General features: G+C 69.8%; 16 protein-coding genes. 10 read left to right on the top strand and 6 right to left on the bottom strand.

The window, feature by feature from the left end; all coding sequences use genetic code 11:
• Position 1 precedes the first annotated feature (1 nt).
• From BM310_RS13795 to BM310_RS13770, 6 genes are all read left to right on the top strand, one after another.
• On the top strand, positions 2 to 415 hold the full coding sequence (locus BM310_RS13795) for a hypothetical protein (protein WP_089808648.1): 414 nt from the start codon (positions 2 to 4) through the stop codon (positions 413 to 415).
• Positions 416 to 613: 198 nt separating this feature from the next.
• Positions 614 to 1042 (top strand): pyridoxamine 5'-phosphate oxidase family protein, encoded by a 429-nt coding sequence (locus BM310_RS13790; RefSeq protein WP_177232627.1) that lies wholly within the window; start codon positions 614 to 616, stop codon positions 1040 to 1042.
• A gap of 181 nt (positions 1043 to 1223) precedes the next feature.
• The gene (gene msrB / locus BM310_RS13785) at positions 1224 to 1631 is read left to right on the top strand and encodes a peptide-methionine (R)-S-oxide reductase MsrB (RefSeq protein WP_089808644.1); all 408 of its coding nucleotides are present in this window, start codon (positions 1224 to 1226) and stop codon (positions 1629 to 1631) included.
• Between the two features lie 120 nt (positions 1632 to 1751).
• The gene (locus BM310_RS13780) at positions 1752 to 2006 is read left to right on the top strand and encodes a hypothetical protein (RefSeq protein ID WP_245778497.1); all 255 of its coding nucleotides are present in this window, start codon (positions 1752 to 1754) and stop codon (positions 2004 to 2006) included.
• A 165-nt stretch (positions 2007 to 2171) separates the two neighbouring features.
• Positions 2172 to 4643 (top strand): methyl-accepting chemotaxis protein, encoded by a 2472-nt coding sequence (locus tag BM310_RS13775; protein ID WP_245778496.1) that lies wholly within the window; start codon positions 2172 to 2174, stop codon positions 4641 to 4643.
• 98 nt (positions 4644 to 4741) lie between these two features.
• Positions 4742 to 5767, top strand: coding sequence for an NAD-dependent epimerase/dehydratase family protein (locus BM310_RS13770; RefSeq protein WP_089808637.1), 1026 nt, complete (start codon positions 4742 to 4744; stop codon positions 5765 to 5767).
• A gap of 2 nt (positions 5768 to 5769) precedes the next feature.
• Here the strand turns inward: BM310_RS13770 and BM310_RS13765 are convergent, their stop codons facing one another.
• Positions 5770 to 6357, bottom strand: a complete 588-nt coding sequence (locus tag BM310_RS13765; protein WP_089808635.1) for a helix-hairpin-helix domain-containing protein — start codon at positions 6355 to 6357, stop codon at positions 5770 to 5772.
• A 145-nt stretch (positions 6358 to 6502) separates the two neighbouring features.
• Here BM310_RS13765 and BM310_RS13760 point away from each other — a divergent pair, with 145 nt between their 5' ends.
• Positions 6503 to 6895, top strand: a complete 393-nt coding sequence (locus BM310_RS13760) for a pyridoxamine 5'-phosphate oxidase family protein (RefSeq protein WP_089808633.1) — start codon at positions 6503 to 6505, stop codon at positions 6893 to 6895.
• Positions 6896 to 6971: 76 nt separating this feature from the next.
• Positions 6972 to 7700 (top strand): hypothetical protein, encoded by a 729-nt coding sequence (locus tag BM310_RS13755; protein WP_089808631.1) that lies wholly within the window; start codon positions 6972 to 6974, stop codon positions 7698 to 7700.
• 38 nt (positions 7701 to 7738) lie between these two features.
• On the opposite strand, the gene BM310_RS21440 is transcribed toward BM310_RS13755, so the two are convergent.
• Both BM310_RS21440 and BM310_RS13745 read right to left on the bottom strand, forming a co-directional pair.
• Positions 7739 to 8782, bottom strand: a complete 1044-nt coding sequence (locus BM310_RS21440) for a PAS domain-containing response regulator (protein WP_177232626.1) — start codon at positions 8780 to 8782, stop codon at positions 7739 to 7741.
• A 71-nt stretch (positions 8783 to 8853) separates the two neighbouring features.
• The gene (locus BM310_RS13745; protein WP_089808629.1) at positions 8854 to 9069 is read right to left on the bottom strand and encodes a hypothetical protein; all 216 of its coding nucleotides are present in this window, start codon (positions 9067 to 9069) and stop codon (positions 8854 to 8856) included.
• Between the two features lie 184 nt (positions 9070 to 9253).
• On the opposite strand from BM310_RS13745, the gene BM310_RS13740 reads away from it, so the two are divergent.
• On the top strand, positions 9254 to 11161 hold the full coding sequence (locus BM310_RS13740) for an ABC transporter ATP-binding protein (protein WP_089809253.1): 1908 nt from the start codon (positions 9254 to 9256) through the stop codon (positions 11159 to 11161).
• A 24-nt stretch (positions 11162 to 11185) separates the two neighbouring features.
• Here the strand turns inward: BM310_RS13740 and BM310_RS13735 are convergent, their stop codons facing one another.
• Both BM310_RS13735 and BM310_RS13730 read right to left on the bottom strand, forming a co-directional pair.
• A complete protein-coding gene (locus tag BM310_RS13735) occupies positions 11186 to 12001 on the bottom strand; it encodes a hypothetical protein (RefSeq protein WP_089808627.1) in 816 nt (271 codons plus the stop codon).
• A gap of 224 nt (positions 12002 to 12225) precedes the next feature.
• Complete coding sequence (locus BM310_RS13730; RefSeq protein WP_089808625.1) at positions 12226 to 12945, bottom strand: fumarylacetoacetate hydrolase family protein; 720 nt, start codon at positions 12943 to 12945, stop codon at positions 12226 to 12228.
• An 88-nt stretch (positions 12946 to 13033) separates the two neighbouring features.
• Between BM310_RS13730 and BM310_RS13725 the strand changes: the two genes are divergently transcribed.
• A complete protein-coding gene (locus tag BM310_RS13725; protein WP_089808623.1) occupies positions 13034 to 14722 on the top strand; it encodes a spermidine synthase in 1689 nt (562 codons plus the stop codon).
• On the opposite strand, the gene BM310_RS13720 is transcribed toward BM310_RS13725, so the two are convergent.
• Positions 14719 to 15000 (bottom strand): hypothetical protein, encoded by a 282-nt coding sequence (locus BM310_RS13720; RefSeq protein WP_089808621.1) that lies wholly within the window; start codon positions 14998 to 15000, stop codon positions 14719 to 14721. The genes BM310_RS13725 and BM310_RS13720 overlap by 4 nt on opposite strands.
• Positions 15001 to 15024: the final 24 nt, after the last annotated feature.

Raw genomic sequence — 15024 nt, 5'->3', positions numbered from 1 at the left:
CATGTACGAACGCGCGTTCGACCTGGACTGGGAGACCATCAGCGCCGAGGAGGCGCTCCGTCGGATGTACGCCCTGGGCATCTCCGCCGAGTTGGGCCACGAGTACGACGACGAGCGGACCCGAATCCTCCGAATCGCCGACACGGCCTACCAGCGGAGCGTCCTCGACTTGGCGTACAACGAGGGTCGGAACGCGTTGCGCGACCACCGGGAGGAGTACGAGTCCGACGACGCGGCGTGGGAACACCTCGTCGAGGCGAAGGGTATCGACCTGGACCCGTCGGCCGAGGAGATAGACACCGACGAGACGCCGTCGGAACTGCCGACCGCCGTCGAACGCGCCTCGATGCTCGAACTCGACGTGGACGACCTCGAACGGCTCAAACTGCCGAAGTTCCTCCGCCGCGACGACTGAGTCCGGTCCGCCGCCGCGACCCATCCCGGGGTCCGCCGCCGCGGCCCGCCCCGGGGTCGGTCGATTCCCGCGTGTGTCGGGACCCAAATAGTTCTACCGAGCGGTAACTCCCACCCAAAACTAGTTGTGAGTCGGTGTCGTTACTTCTCTGGGATCAAAATGTCAAGCAACCCATACGCTCAGTTTAGCGGCGTTCCGATGGACCAGCGGGACATCGACGCGTTGTTGAAGGGACGGGGACACGGCGTCGTGTCGCTCTGCCGAGACGGCGAACCGTACAGCCTCCCCATCTCGTTCGGCTACGACGGCGACGCCGTCTACTTCGGATTCCTCGAAGACACCCCGAACCCGACGAAGATGGAGTTCATCCGGGACGGCGCGACGGCACGCCTCCTCGTCACCGACATCCGCGACCGCTTCGAGTGGCAGAGCGTCGCCGTCACCGGGACGGTCAGAGCGCTCGACAGGGACGGCGACGAGTGGGACGACTTCGTCGAGACGCTGGACGACAACGCCTGGTTCATGGCCGCCTTCGAGCAGTCGGACGCCATCGACTCGCTCAGCGGGTGGAAACTACAGGTCGAGGAGCTACGCGGAATCGAGCAGAAAGAGGAAGCGTACGAGTGAGCCGTCGCCGACGCCCCGCCGTCGAACCGGCCTTCGGCGGGTCCGCGTCCTCGCCGTCAACGGCCGCGTTCCTCCCGGGTCGCGGGGGGCCCGCGGACGCGAATGCGACCCCGGCGTGACCGTTCGAGCGCCGTCGCACCCGGTGAGTGGGTTCTTTGCCGTCGAACGCCTACCGGTACGTATGTCCGAACACCAGTCGGAGGACCCCCCGACGACCGACGAGGAGTGGCGCGAACGGCTCTCGGCGGACGAGTACCACGTGCTGCGCGAACGCGGGACGGAACCACGCTTCAGCGGCGAACACGTGGACAGAGACGAGGACGGCGTCTACCGCTGTGCGGGGTGCGGTGCCGAACTGTTCGCGGCCGAGACGAAGTACGACTCCGGTTGCGGGTGGCCGTCGTTCTTCGCCGCGCACGACGACGCCGTCGAGACGGAGACGGACACCCGACACGGGATGCGACGCATCGAGGTGACGTGCAAGAACTGCGGCGGGCACCTCGGCCACGTGTTCGACGACGGCCCGGACCCCACCGGCAAGCGCTACTGCATCAACTCCGTCGCCTTGGACTTCGACCCCGACGACTGACGACTCCGCGCCGTCCGGCGTCGCCGCCGCGTCGCTTACGAACACGATAACCGCCGGTATCGCACCGTTGCGCCCGGATACGCGGCCCATACTCATTCGCCTCCTCGACGTGGCCGGGGTATGGTCCGACCCGCCGGCCCGCGCCGCCGAGGGCCGTCTCTCCCTGTGTACCTCCTCTTTCTCGCGGGACTGGTTGCCGTCGTGGCCGGCGTCGCGTACCCCGCCGAGGCCCTCCTCGCCGCCGCGTCTCCGGGGTCGCTGGTGACCGCCGAGGCCGGTCTCACCGCCGTCCCGTTCGCCCTCGGCGGCACGTCGGTGCTACTCGGGTCGTGTTCGCTCGTCGTCGCGGAGTTACTCTTCCTCGCCCGTCGGTGAGGCGCTATCAGACTCGAAAATATCGACTGGCACCATCGCTGACGCGTCGTTCGAGCTAATTCTCGAACTTCAGGCGCTCAGGGCGATATTTGGGTACGGCAATCGTTCGCTCAATAACCTATATATTACGACACTTTATCACCGATGAGAAGGCACGTCCGGGCGATGGGAAGTATCTGGTCACGGCTTCGGTCGCTCGGCGTTCGGGATGCGGTTCGGCGCGTCCGCCGCGGCGTCCCGCGCCCGAGTGTGAGAGGGCTGGTTCCGCGCGTCGTCCGGCGGCGGTACGCGTGGAAGTTCGCCGCGGCGATGCTCGTCGCCATGCTCGTCATGGGGTCGGTCGGGGCCGTCTCGTACGCGCGGGTGACGGACTCGCTGGACGGGCAGGTCGAACAACAGGTCACCTCGACGGCTGAGTTGCAGGCCGACGGGATGGACGAGTGGCTGGCGAGCAAGTCCGCGCAGACCCGGTCGCTCTCGCAGGCCAAGGCGTTCCAACTCGGGCAGGAGCGGAAGATAGACCTCTACCTGTTCGACCAGGCCGACGACCTGTCGGCCGACGTCGTCGCGATTCACTACGTTCGCGTCGCCTCCGGCGACGTGGTCTCCAGCACGGCCCGCGAGATGAAGGGCGCGAACGCCGCAGAGATGGGTCTCCCGTGGGGGGAGAACCGCGCCGCCATCGACTCGGCGACGAACGACGCCGGCGTCGTCCACGTCTCACAGACGCCCTACCGGTCTCCCGTGGCCGACGGGCAGGCGCTGGCGTTCGTCAGCGCCGTCCCCTCGAACACCGAACACGCCGTCGTCGTGACCGTGAACCTCACCCACCGGGTCGACCAGTTCTACCAGACGATGGCGGGCGGGGAGACGACCGTCTACACGGCCGACGGCGACCCGGTCGTCTCCACCGACTCCGACGCCGAGACGGCGGCGTCGAACGCCTCCGCTCCGGTGGCGAACCTCTCGGCCGCCGCCGTCGGCGACGCGGCCCGGTTCTTCCGCGGCGACGACGCCGTGGCCGCCTACGCCTCCCTCGACGGCGTGAACTGGGTCGTCGGCACGCGGGTCCCGGCCGAGAGCGCCTACGCTCTCAGAAACGGCGTGGGCGAGAGTCTGCTGTGGACCGTCCTCGCCGCGGTGGGCGCACTCGGCGTCGTCGCGGCCGCCCTCGGCCGGCGGACGACGCGGACGCTGACGCATCTCACCGACCGCGCGGAGACGATGGCCGACGGCGACCTGTCGGTCCCCCTCGAATCGTCTCGCGAGGACGAGTTCGGACGCCTCTACGACGCGTTCGACGAGATGCGCGCGTCGTTACAGTCGAGTCTGCACGAGGCCGAGGCGCTCAACGACCACCTCGAATCGACCGCCGAGGAGTACCGCGCCGTGATGGAGCGCAGTGCGGACGGCGACCTCGCGTGCCGGATGGACCCCGACGACGAGAACGAGGCGATGGCCGACGTGGCCCGCGCGTACAACCGGACGATGGACGAACTCGCGGCCGTCGTCGCCGACGCGCAGGCGTTCAGCGAGGACGTGGCCGAGGCGGGCGCGGAGACGAGTGCGAGCGTCGCGGAGGTGCGCGAGGCGAGCGAGAGCGTCTCGGCGTCGATGACCGACATCCTCGACGACGCGGTTCGGCAGGACGACCACCTGACGGACGCCGCCGACCGGATGACCGAGTTCTCCGCGACGATTCAGCAGATGACCGCCTCGGCGGCCGACGTGGCCGACCGGGCCGACGCCGCGCGGGAACGCGGCGAACGCGGCCGCGCGGCCGCCGAAGACGCGGTGACCGAACTCCGCGCCATCGACGAGGCGACGGCGACCACCGTCGAGACGGTCGCGGAACTGGAGGCGGTCATCGAGGAGATAGAGTCGGTCGTCTCCTTCATCGACGACATCGCCGACCAGACGAACGTGCTCGCCCTGAACGCCTCCATCGAGGCGGCCCGCGCCGGCGAGGCGGGCGAGGGATTCGCCGTCGTCGCCGACGAGGTGAAGCAACTCGCCGAGGAGACGCAGGCGGCGACGGGGGACATCGAGTCGTCCATCGACCGGGTGCGCGACCAGACCGAGACGACGGCCGCGGACATCCGGCGCACCCGAGAACGCGTCGTGGACGGCTCCGAGACGGTCGAGGAGGCGATGGAGGCAATCGAGACCATCGTGGACGACGTGGAACGGACGACCGAGGACGTCCGGGAGATACGCGCCGCCACCGAACGGCAGGCGGCGACGGCGGCCGAGGTGGAGGACGTCGTCGCCGACGTCTCCGACATCAGCGACCGGACGAGTTCGGCCGCCGAGGACGCCGCCGCCGCGACCCAGCAACAGACCGCCTCGCTGGCGTCGGTGTCCGACGGCGTCGATTCGCTCGCCGACCGGGCAGACGACCTGCGGGGGACGCTCGACCGCTTCGACGTGACCGGCGAGACGGCCGTCGCCGACGAGTCGTCGCCGGCCGACGCCGACACGTCGCCATCGGTCGACGACGCTCTCGACGCCGACACGTCGCCAGCGACCGACGACGCTCTCGACGCCGACACGTCACCACCGACCGACACCGAGTCGTCGTCCCGACCGCCGGACGCCGTCTCAGTCGAGACTGACGGCGGCGACGTGCGGGACTGACCGGGCGCGGGGACTCGAACGCCGACCGGGTCGGACGGTCCGACCGCCGCCGTCCGACCCGGCGGCGTCCTTTTCTCCCGCCGTGCCGCACGTCGAGTATGCACGTCCTCATCGTCGGCGGAACCGGCCTCATCAGCACGGGAATCACGCGGCAACTGGTCACGTCGGGACACGACGTGACGACGGTGACGCGCGGCGAGACGGACGCCGAGATTCCGGACGGCGTCCGCGAGGTCCGCGCCGACCGGACCGACTACGGCGCGTTCGAGCGCCGGATGCGCGAACTCGACCCCGCGCCGGACGCCGTCGTCGACATGGTGTGTTTCTCCGCCGAGGACGCCGAGAGCGCCGTCCGGGCGTTCGAGGGTCGCGTCGACCGGTTCGTCCTCTGCTCGACCGTCGACGTCTACCACCGCCCCCCGCAGTCGAACCCCGTCACCGAGGACGCGCCGCGCCGGCCGCCCGTCAGCGACTACGCCGCGGGCAAGATTGCCGCCGAGGACGTGTTGTTCGCGGCCGACGGCGACGCGTTCGACGCGACGGTTATCCGGCCGTGGAGCACCTACGGCGAGGGCGGGACGCTCCTCCACACGTTCGGGACGGACTCCTCGTACGTCTCGCGCGTCCGCGAGGGCCGACCCGTCGTCGTCCACGGCGACGGCACCTCGCTGTGGGGGCCGTGCCACCGCGACGACGTGGCCCGCGCGTTCGTCGGTGCCGTCGAAGCCGACGCCGAGACGGTGGCGGGCGAGGCGTACCACGTCACGAGCGAGGAGACCATCACGTGGAACCAGTACCACGAACGCGTCGCCGCCGCCCTCGACGCGCCCGACCCGGACCTCGTCCACGTCCCGACGGACGTCCTCCGCGCCGTCGCCCCCGACCGGACCGAGATGCTCCGCGACCACTTCCGGTACAGCACCGTCTTCGACAACGCGAAGGCCAGACGCGACTTGGGCTTCGAGTACACCGTCGACTTCGAGACGGGGGTCGGGCGAACCGTCGAGTGGTTGGACGCCAACGACGCGGTCGACCCCCTCGCCGACGAGACGTTCGAGGACCGCCTCGCGGCCGCGTGGCGCGAGTCGACCGACGACTTCGTCGCATCGTTCCACGCCGAGTGACCTCAGCCCTCGGAGTCGGTCGCTTCGGACGACTCCGACGCCGACGCGGCCGGCCCGGACCCGGTTCCGGCGTCGTCCGTCGACTCGTCTTCGGACGCCGCCGAATCGGACTCGGACTCCGATGCAGTGTCGCGTCCGGCCGCCTCTCGTTCGTTCGCCGCGGCGCGCCACCGCCTCGCCCGACTCTCGGCGACGGTCGCGGCCGTCGCCACCGTGGCGGCGTCGGCGTCTCGAAGCGCCGCGAGCGAGTCGATACCGGCGTCGTGGAGTCGCCGCGCGTACGTCTCGCCGAGGCCGCCGAGGACGGTCAGTTCACTCTGGAACCCCTCCTCGGCCTCCCCGCCGAGTGTCCGCCCGTCCTCCGCGAGCACGGCCGCCGGAAGCACGTACAGGAGTTCGTCGTGCGGGACGAACCCCGACACGCGCTTTCGCTTCTCGTCCTCGAAGAGGAGGACGCCGGAGTCTATCGCTTTGAAGTTCGCACACGGGACGGTCGGGCCGGATCGCATGACCACGCGCATCCGCTCTGCTCCCGCGTCCGCCCCGTCGGCGGTCTGGCTCCCGTTCGTCCGTTCTGAATCGTCTCTCATGTCTCACACCGCGCGGTCTGACCGCGCGACGTAGATACGTCGTCTTCGCACGTGAATGTCTCCCGCGTGTGGCCACGCCGTCGAACGTCTCGTCGGCCGCGCACCGCGCCCGGAGAGTTTTCTCGCTCGGCTTCGACGTGACGGTATGGCGTCAGGCGTCTCCGACGAGATAGCGCAGTTACTGACGAGCGAACCGTTGATGGCCCACGTGGCGACCTGTCGGGACGGCCGCCCGCACGTCGCTCCCGTCTGGTACCGCTACGAGGACGGCGTCGTCGAACTCGTCACGGGCGGGACGAAGCTCCGGAACATACGCGAGAACCCCCGCGTCGCCCTCTCGATACAGAAGGACGACGGCGGCGACGCCCAGTGGATGGTGTCGCTGCTCGGGACGGCGACGGTGGTGGACGACGCCGAAGCCACCCGCGAGGCGACGCGGAAGATAAACCGCAAGTACGGCGTCGACGACGACGCGTGGGCGGAGAACACGCTCGTCCGTATCGACGTGGGGACCGCGAGTCACCGGACGTACGACTGAGAGGCGGGAGGACCGCCCGCCTGACCGGTCAGGGGCGACGAAGGTTTTTGTCGGAGCCCGCGACTACTCCGTGACGATGGAGCGCAGCGCGGACCTCGACCGGCTGTACGCCCTGTTCGACCGACTCGAAGCCCGCGTCGGCGGCGCGAAGCGACTCGCCGACTGCACGGGGTACGCGGACTGGCCGAAGCGAGGGGTGTACTTCTTCTTCGCGCCGGGGGAGACGCGCGCCGAGAGCGGTCAGCGTCGCCTGACGCGCGTCGGGACGCACGCCGTCTCCGCGGGCAGTTCGACCGCGCTGTGGGACCGGCTGAAACAGCACTACGGCACCGGCGCGCGAAGCGACGACCACCCGCACGGCGGCAACCACCGCGGGTCCGTCTACCGCCGGCGCGTCGGCGAGGCGTTCGTCGAGCGCTACGGCCTCCACGACCGCTACCCCGACTGGGGGACGCCGTCGGTGCCGGACGGCCGCGACAGGGCCGCGGTCCGCGACGAGGAGTACCCGCTGGAACGCCGGGTCAGCGCCTTCCTCCGCGACCAGCCGTTCCTCTGGGTCGCCCTCGACGACGAACCCGGCCCCGACAGCGACCGGGCGTTCGTCGAACGCAACGCCATCGCCCTCGCGAGCAACTTCGACCGACGCCCCGCGGACGCGCGGCGAAGCGACTGGCTCGGCGGCTACGCTCGGAGCGCGAAGATTCGCGCCGGCGGCCTGTGGAACGTCGCGCACGTCGCGGAGTCGTACGACCCGGCGTTCCTCGACGTTCTCGAACGGGCCGTCGAGCGGACGGACCCCGTCTGACCGCCCGGGAACGACGCGGCCCGCCCGGCCCGCGGCGGCTACTCGCCCACGTCCGGCGAATCCTCGTCCGTCGAGTCGTTCGCCGACGAGTCGTCGTCGAGTGGACCACCGTTCGAGAGGAGCGTCCGGACTCGCTCCAGCGCGTTCGCACACCGGTCGTGCGCGTCGGCGGCCGCCTCGCCGTCGGCCGTCCGGGCCTCCGCCAGCGCGGACTCGGCGTCGCCGACGGCCGAGAGCGCCGCCTCGCGGCGCCGCCGTCGGAAGTGTTCGTCGGTGATGTCCTCGACGACGCCCAGCACCCCTTCACCGCTCGGAGCGAGGTCGAACGGGAGTTTCTGCACGCGTTCGACGATGAGCGAACCGTCCTCGGTCCGTCGCCGTTGCTCGGGGCGGTACGTCGGTTCGCCCGACGCCAGTATCTCGCGGTCCTCCTCGCGGAACCGCTCGGCGTCCTCGGGCGGCAGGATGTCGCGGTCGAGGCATCCCTCGACCGCCTCGGGCGTCATCCCGTACGTCTCCGCGCCGGCCCGGTTCACCAGCACGTACCGGCCCGCCGCGTCCTTCACGAAGATGCACTCGGGGAGGACGTCCACGACGCGCCGGAGGTGCGTCTCGCGGCGTTCGGCCTCGCGTTCCGCGCGGTAGCGGGCGACGGCGTTCCGAATCCGGTTCGCGAGCACGTCGAACCGGTCGGCGCTGCCGCCCTTCCGGAGGTAGTCGGTCACGCCCGCGGAGATGGCCCGGCTGGCTATCTCCTCTGAGCCCTTGCCCGTGAAGAGGACGAACGGCAGGTCCGGCCGTCGGTCGCGGACCGCGTCGAGGAGGTCGAGCCCGTCCGTCTCCGGCATCTCGAAGTCGCTGACGACGCAGTCGGCGTCGTCCAGTCGGTCCAGCGCCGCGTCGGGTTCCGTGACGCTCTCGACGCGAATCGGCCCGCCGTCCCCGTCCGTCCGCGCCAGTCGTGCGGCGGTGAGGTCACCGAACGCCGGGTCGTCGTCCACGTGGAGGACGCGTATCGGGGCCGTCTCTCCGGACGACAGACGAGACTCGACGGCCTCCGACTCCGCACCGTCACCGTTCATACACTCTCCTTTGCAGTTCGCGGTATAGCTATTCGGGATGTCGGCGGCCGCGTCGGGCGGACCGGTCGCCCTCACTCGCCGGCCGCGAGGACGTCCACGCCGGTCAGGACGAACCACGTCATCCACAGCGAGAACGTGACCAGGTAGAGGCCGTACTGCGTCGTCTCGCCCCGCGGGCCGCCGAGGACCGCCGGCACGAGGAGTTCGGCACTCACGACCAGCACCGTCGCGCAGACGGCGCCGACGGCGACGTTGCGCCGGACCACCGCGGCTCCCGGAAGCGGCATCGCTCCCCATTCGACTCCCCGGGACGAAACCGTTTGCCCCGAACCGACGAGCGCGCTATATAGCTCGGGCCGCTGTACTACTCGTGAACGAGTACCGGAGACGGGGACGGTGGTGGCCGGCGTGAGGAACGCGGCGGTCGACGACCCGGACGAGGCGGAGTCGTTCGCGTCCGACGGCGGGTCGATGTGGCGACTGTACGCGACGTACGGGCGCGAGAACGTCGGGGACGCGGTCCTCGGTGCGGTGATGACGCTCTTCGCACGGTCGACGGGGCTGCTCCCGCCGTTGCTGTTGGGCCTGGCCATCGACGCCGTCCTGCTGGGGACGCGGCGGTACGAACTGCCGCTCGTCCCCGGGACGTGGGTGCCGGAGACGGCCGCCGGACAGGTGTGGTTCACCGCGGGCGTCCTCGTCGCCGCGGCGCTCGCGAGCGCGGTGGCGTCGTGGCTGCAGGGGTACGGCTGGAACCACTTCGCACAGAACATCCAGCACGCGCTCCGCGTCGACGCGTACGAGGTGCTGCAGCGACAGGACCGCGCGTTCTTCGACGACACGCGGACCGGCGAACTGCTGTCGGTGCTGAACAACGACGTGAACCAGTTGGAGTCGTTCCTGACCGACGGCGTCAGTTCGACGCTGCGACTCGTCGCCCTCGTCGTCGGCGTCGGCGTCGTGCTGGCGACGCTCAACCCGTGGCTGGCGCTCGTCTCGATGACGGCCGTCCCCCTGCTGGCGGTCTTCACGTTCGTCTTCGTCCGGCGCGTCCAGCCGAAGTACGCCCGGATGCGCGGACGCGTCGGCGAGCTGAACGCCCGACTGGAGAACAACGTCGGCGGCATCGAGGTCATCAAGACCGAGCACGCCGAGGCGTACGAGGTGGACCGGGTCCGCGAGGCGTCGCGGGCCTACTACGACGCCAACTGGGACGCCATCCGGACCAGAATCACGTTCTTCCCCGGCCTCTCGCTCGTCTCCGGGCTGAGTTTCGCGCTCACGTTCGTCGTCGGCGCGCTCTGGGTGCTGAACGGCCCGCCGGCGTTTCTCTCGGGAACCCTCTCGCCCGGGGAGTTCGTGGCGTTCATGCTCTACACGCAGCAGTTCGTCTGGCCGCTCGCGCAGTTCGGCCAGATAATCAACAGCTACCAGCGCGCGAAGGCCTCCAGCGAGCGGGTGGACGGACTGCTCCGCGCCGAACGCTCGGTCGGCGAACGGGCGGACGCGTTGACGCTCGACGCCGTCGCCGGCCGCATCGACTACGAGGGGGTGACGTTCGGCTACGGCGAGTCGACGGCCCTCGCCCGCGGCGACGACGACGGCGACGACGACGTGCCGCGCTCGCCGGTCCTCCGCGACGTCTCGTTCGACGTCGAACCGGGCGGGACGGTCGGCGTCGTCGGCCCGACTGGTAGCGGCAAGTCGACGCTCGTGAAACTGCTCGTCCGACTGTACGACCCCGACGACGGCGTCGTCCGCATCGACGGCCACGACGTGCGCGACCTGTCGCTCGCGAGTCTCCGGCGGGCCGTCGGCTACGTCTCGCAGGAGCCGTTCCTCTTCTACGGCACCGTCAGGGAGAACATCGCGTACGGGACGTTCGACGCGACGGACGAGGAGGTTCGGACGGCGGCCCGGCGCGCGGCGGCCGACGAGTTCGTCGAGAACCTCCCGGACGGCTACGACACGCTGGTGGGCGAACGCGGCGTGAAGCTCTCCAGCGGCCAGCGGCAGCGTCTCACGCTCGCCCGCACGTTCCTCAAGGACCCCGCGATTCTCGTCTTAGACGAGGCGACGAGCCACGTCGACACCGAGACGGAGGCGCTCATCCGGCGGAGCCTCGACGACTTCGCCGCCGACCGGACGACGGTGGCAATCGCGCACCGCCTCTCGACGGTGAAGGACGCCGACGAGATTCTCGTCCTCGACGGGGGGCGCATCGTCGGACGCGGGACGCACGCGGAACTGCTCGACGCCGACGGCCTGTACGCCAACCTCTGGCGGGTGCAGGCGGGCGACATCGAGGCCCTCCCCGACTCGTTCTTCGAGGAGGCCCTCGCGCGCCGGGCGGTGCTGGAGAGCGACGGCGGGGAGTGAGCGTCCGCGGCGACGCGCCCGCCGTCACAGCACGAACGTCCCCTCGGGGAGCAACTCGCGCTCGGTCCGCTTCGCCTCCGGACCCGCCTCGACCAGCGTCGGCGACGCGGGCACCTCGTCGAAGCGGTCCACGTCGGGTTCGACGCGCTCCAGCATCGAGGAGAACACCGACCCCTTGCGACCGCCGCCGGAGACGATGCCGCCCGTCTTCCGTTCCTCGAACGACGTCTCGTCGGGGTCGGGGAACGCCTCGCGGATGTACGCCGCCGTCGCCGCTATCTCCTCGGCGGCCTCCCGTTGGGTGTAGTGGCTCTCCGCGGAGTACGTCAGCGCGGACTGGGCGTCGAGTTCCTCGACGAGGTGTTCGGGCGACTCGTACAGCACCGACCGGGTCGTCCGGTGGCCGCTGGCGAACCGGAGGTTGACCGTGAAGCAGTCGGGGTAGCGGAGGATGATGGGGAAGAACAGCATGTCGGAGACGGTGATTCGCTGCTGCATCCGCCACAGTCCCTCCAAGTAGTACGCCGCGATGGCCGCGGTGTCGTCGTCGCGTTCCCCGCGAGCGTAGGCGAGTGCGACCGACTCGTACTCCTCGCCCGCGACGCGCAGACACCGCTGTCGGTACGTCTCGGCGATTCCCTCCAGTTGTCGCTCGTACGCCTCCAGCAACCGCACGTCGGGGTCGGCCAACATCTCGGCCTTCCGCTCCTGCGCGGCGGCGACGTTCATCATGTTCCGGTGGAACTCGCGTTCGGCGTCGACGTCCGGCAGTGGCGTCAGGACCGCGCGTTCGTGAAGTACGTCGACGTTTCCGTTGAACGGTTTCCCGTCGTTTCCCATCCCGAGAGACGCTCTACTCGGTATCCGTATTAAACGCTCACATTTCATACTGGTGGTGACATGTCGTAACAGAGCCACGTCCCGGGGACGGAAGACGGCGTTCGACGCTCAGTCGACGACGGCCCGGACGTTCGCCTCCGCCACGCGGTCCGCGGCCTCGACGAGGAAGCGTCCCGCGCCGTCGACGCGGACGCCGGCGTCCGCTATCGCCGCCGTTCGGCGACTCACTCCCCCTTAACGACGGTGTTCCGAAGCGTCCCGACGCCCTCGTACCGTATCTCCACCTCGTCGCCGGGTTCGACCAGTCCGGGGTTGGCGGGACTGCCGAACGAGACGACGTCGCCCGGCTTGAACGTGTAGCGCTCCGAGAGGAACGAGACGACTTCGCGCGGCGAGAACAGCATCAACTCGGTGTTCGCCTCCTGTCGCAACTCGCCGCCGACGTGGGTGGTCATGTCGACGGCGTCGGGGTCGAGGTCCGTCTCTATCCACGGGCCGAGGGGGCCGGAACCGTCGAACGCCTTGCGCGCGGTGCGGCCCGGTTGGTCGAGGGCGTCCAGGTCGTTCATGATGGTGTACCCCCGCACGGCGTCGTCCACCTCGTCCTCGGCGAGGTCCGTACACTCCTCGTCGATGACGGCGGCGAGTTCGCCCGCGTAGGTGAGTTCCTCCGTCCACGACGGGTACTCGACGTCGGTGCCGGGGGCGACCACCGACACGGGCGGCTTGATGAACCAGTCGGGCTGGTCGGGCGTCTCGTACTCCATCTGCTCGATGGTCTCGGCGAAGTTCCGGCCGACGCAGTAGCACGCCGAGGGCTCGCACGGGGCGAGCAGTTCGGCGTCCCCTCCGACGACGTACGCGCCGTCGTCCGTCTCGACCGTTCCGTCGTCGTATTCGCCCGTCAGTACGCCGTCGTCGGTCCGGATTCGCGCCAGTCGCATGACCGGCCGTTCGAGGACGACCGGACTATGGCTTTCGGTAGCGCTCCGCGGACGCCACGCTAAAGCGTCTCTGCTCCCTCGAACCCACATGGCTACGGCCCGCGTCTCGGACGCGTTCGAACTGTCGCGGCCGGAGGTTGCGGTGTTCGTCTCCGGCGTCGCCAGCATGGGGCTGGAGATTCTCGCCGGCCGGATGATCGCGCCGCAGTTCGGCAGCAGCATCTACACGTGGGGGAGCATCATCGGCGTCTTCCTCGCCGCACTCAGCTACGGGTACCACCGCGGCGGCAAGCAGGCGGCCGAGCGAGCGACGAACGGGCGGATGGCGCGCGTGTTCCTCCTGACGGCGGCGTACGTCGCCGGCCTCATCTTCCTCGGCGACCTGCTGTTGCGCGCCAGCACCGGCTTCCCGCTCCCGAGTCGGTTCGCGTCGCTGCCGGCCATCACGCTCCTGTTCGGCCCGCCGACGTACCTCCTCGGCTACGTCAGCCCGTACGCGGCGGAACTGTCGGCGAAGGAGGGGCTCGGCGAGGCGTCGGGGCACGTCTACGCCCTCGGCACGATCGGCAGCATCGTCGGCGCGTTCGCCACGACGTTCGTCCTCGTACCGTGGCTCGACATCGAGTACATCGCGTTCGTCTTCGGCGCGCTCTCGCTCCTGACCGCTCTCGTCCTCGTCCTCCCGGAGTTCGAGCGCGACGACGCCGTCGCCGGCGGGTTCGTCGCACTGTTGCTCGTCGCCGCCGTCGGGAGCGGCGTCGCCGGCTACAGCGTCGAGGGGCGCGTCGTCTACGAGACGCAGACGCCGTATCAGGAGCTACAGGTGGTCGACAGCGGCGACACGCGGACGCTCTACCTCGACGGCCAGCGACACAGCGCGATGGACCTGTCGGACCCGAACCGTCACGTGTTCGACTACACCCGCTACTTCCACCTCCCCCTGCTCCTGACCGACGACGTCGACCGCGTGCTGTTCGTCGGCGGCGGCGGGTTCACCGGCCCGAAGCGGTTCGCGAACGACTACGACGTGACCGTGGACGTGGCCGAAATCGACCCCGAGGTCATCGACGCGGCGAAGCGCTACTTCGACGTCGAGGAGTCCGAACGGCTGAACATCTACAACCGGGGCGGCCGGCAGTTCCTCCGGGAGACCAACCGGACGTACGACCTCATCGTCCTCGACGCCTACCGGAAGGACAAGGTGCCGTTCGAGTTGACCACCGAGGAGTTCATGCGCCTCGCGTCGAGTCGCCTCGACGACGACGGCGTCCTGTTCGCCAACGTCATCTCCGCGCCGTCCGGCCCGGCGTCGGAGTTCTACCGCGCCGAGTACAAGACCATCGAGCGGGTGTTCCCGCGGGTGTACAGTTTCCCGACGGCCGGCGGGGGCGTCGTCCAGAACATCGAAGTCGTCGCCACGAAGGACGACTCGGAGGTCACCGAGGCGGAACTACTGGCGCGCAACGACCGGCGCGACATCGGCATCGACCTCACCGAGGAGATACGGAACTACCGGCGGTCGGCCCCGCCCACCGACGACGTGCCCGTCCTCCGCGACGACCGGGCACCCGTCGACAGACTGCTGGACCCGATGGTCGGGCAGCGATACGTGCTGCAGGAGGCCGACGAGGTAAACGAGTCGTCGGCGGGGGGAACGGAGGCGAACGAATCGACGGCGGGGGAGACGGACGCGAACGAGTCGGCGTCCGCCTCACTCGCGGCGACGCCCCTCTCGACGCCGACGTGGACGCCGGCGCGCGCCCGTCCGTCGGCCTAGCGGACGTTCATCTGCTTGGCCATCTCCGCGGCCTGACTCGTCACCTGTTCGATGCTCGCGTTCGACTGCTCGGCGAGGACGCGGGTCAGCATCCCGAGTTGCTGGGCGGCCATCTCCTGTAACTCCTCGTCGTCGACGTCGTTGGCGAAGTAGTACTCGTTCTGGCCGTCCGGGCCGGCGAGGCCGACGTACAGCGACGCGGCGTCGCTCTCGGTGAGGGCCTCGGCCGCCTGTTCGCGCACTCGCTCGAACGTCGGGTCGTCGGGGCTGTCGCTCATCGTCACCCCCTCGGCCGCCCAGCG

This window comes from Halogeometricum rufum, from assembly GCF_900112175.1.
Lineage (GTDB): Archaea > Halobacteriota > Halobacteria > Halobacteriales > Haloferacaceae > Halogeometricum > Halogeometricum rufum.
The sequence above is the reverse complement of the archived record's forward strand: the minus strand, read 5'-3'. Positions and strand labels throughout refer to the sequence as shown.

Coding starts and splice junctions, on each gene's coding strand:
- BM310_RS13795 (WP_089808648.1), top strand. CDS start 2: ATGTACGAACGCGCGTTCGACCTGGACTGGGAGACCATCAGCGCCGAG.
- BM310_RS13790 (WP_177232627.1), top strand. CDS start 614: ATGGACCAGCGGGACATCGACGCGTTGTTGAAGGGACGGGGACACGGC.
- msrB (WP_089808644.1), top strand. CDS start 1,224: ATGTCCGAACACCAGTCGGAGGACCCCCCGACGACCGACGAGGAGTGG.
- BM310_RS13780 (WP_245778497.1), top strand. CDS start 1,752: ATGGTCCGACCCGCCGGCCCGCGCCGCCGAGGGCCGTCTCTCCCTGTG.
- BM310_RS13775 (WP_245778496.1), top strand. CDS start 2,172: ATGGGAAGTATCTGGTCACGGCTTCGGTCGCTCGGCGTTCGGGATGCG.
- BM310_RS13770 (WP_089808637.1), top strand. CDS start 4,742: ATGCACGTCCTCATCGTCGGCGGAACCGGCCTCATCAGCACGGGAATC.
- BM310_RS13765 (WP_089808635.1), bottom strand. CDS start 6,357: ATGAGAGACGATTCAGAACGGACGAACGGGAGCCAGACCGCCGACGGG.
- BM310_RS13760 (WP_089808633.1), top strand. CDS start 6,503: ATGGCGTCAGGCGTCTCCGACGAGATAGCGCAGTTACTGACGAGCGAA.
- BM310_RS13755 (WP_089808631.1), top strand. CDS start 6,972: ATGGAGCGCAGCGCGGACCTCGACCGGCTGTACGCCCTGTTCGACCGA.
- BM310_RS21440 (WP_177232626.1), bottom strand. CDS start 8,782: ATGAACGGTGACGGTGCGGAGTCGGAGGCCGTCGAGTCTCGTCTGTCG.
- BM310_RS13745 (WP_089808629.1), bottom strand. CDS start 9,069: ATGCCGCTTCCGGGAGCCGCGGTGGTCCGGCGCAACGTCGCCGTCGGC.
- BM310_RS13740 (WP_089809253.1), top strand. CDS start 9,254: ATGTGGCGACTGTACGCGACGTACGGGCGCGAGAACGTCGGGGACGCG.
- BM310_RS13735 (WP_089808627.1), bottom strand. CDS start 12,001: ATGGGAAACGACGGGAAACCGTTCAACGGAAACGTCGACGTACTTCAC.
- BM310_RS13730 (WP_089808625.1), bottom strand. CDS start 12,945: ATGCGACTGGCGCGAATCCGGACCGACGACGGCGTACTGACGGGCGAA.
- BM310_RS13725 (WP_089808623.1), top strand. CDS start 13,034: ATGGCTACGGCCCGCGTCTCGGACGCGTTCGAACTGTCGCGGCCGGAG.
- BM310_RS13720 (WP_089808621.1), bottom strand. CDS start 15,000: ATGAGCGACAGCCCCGACGACCCGACGTTCGAGCGAGTGCGCGAACAG.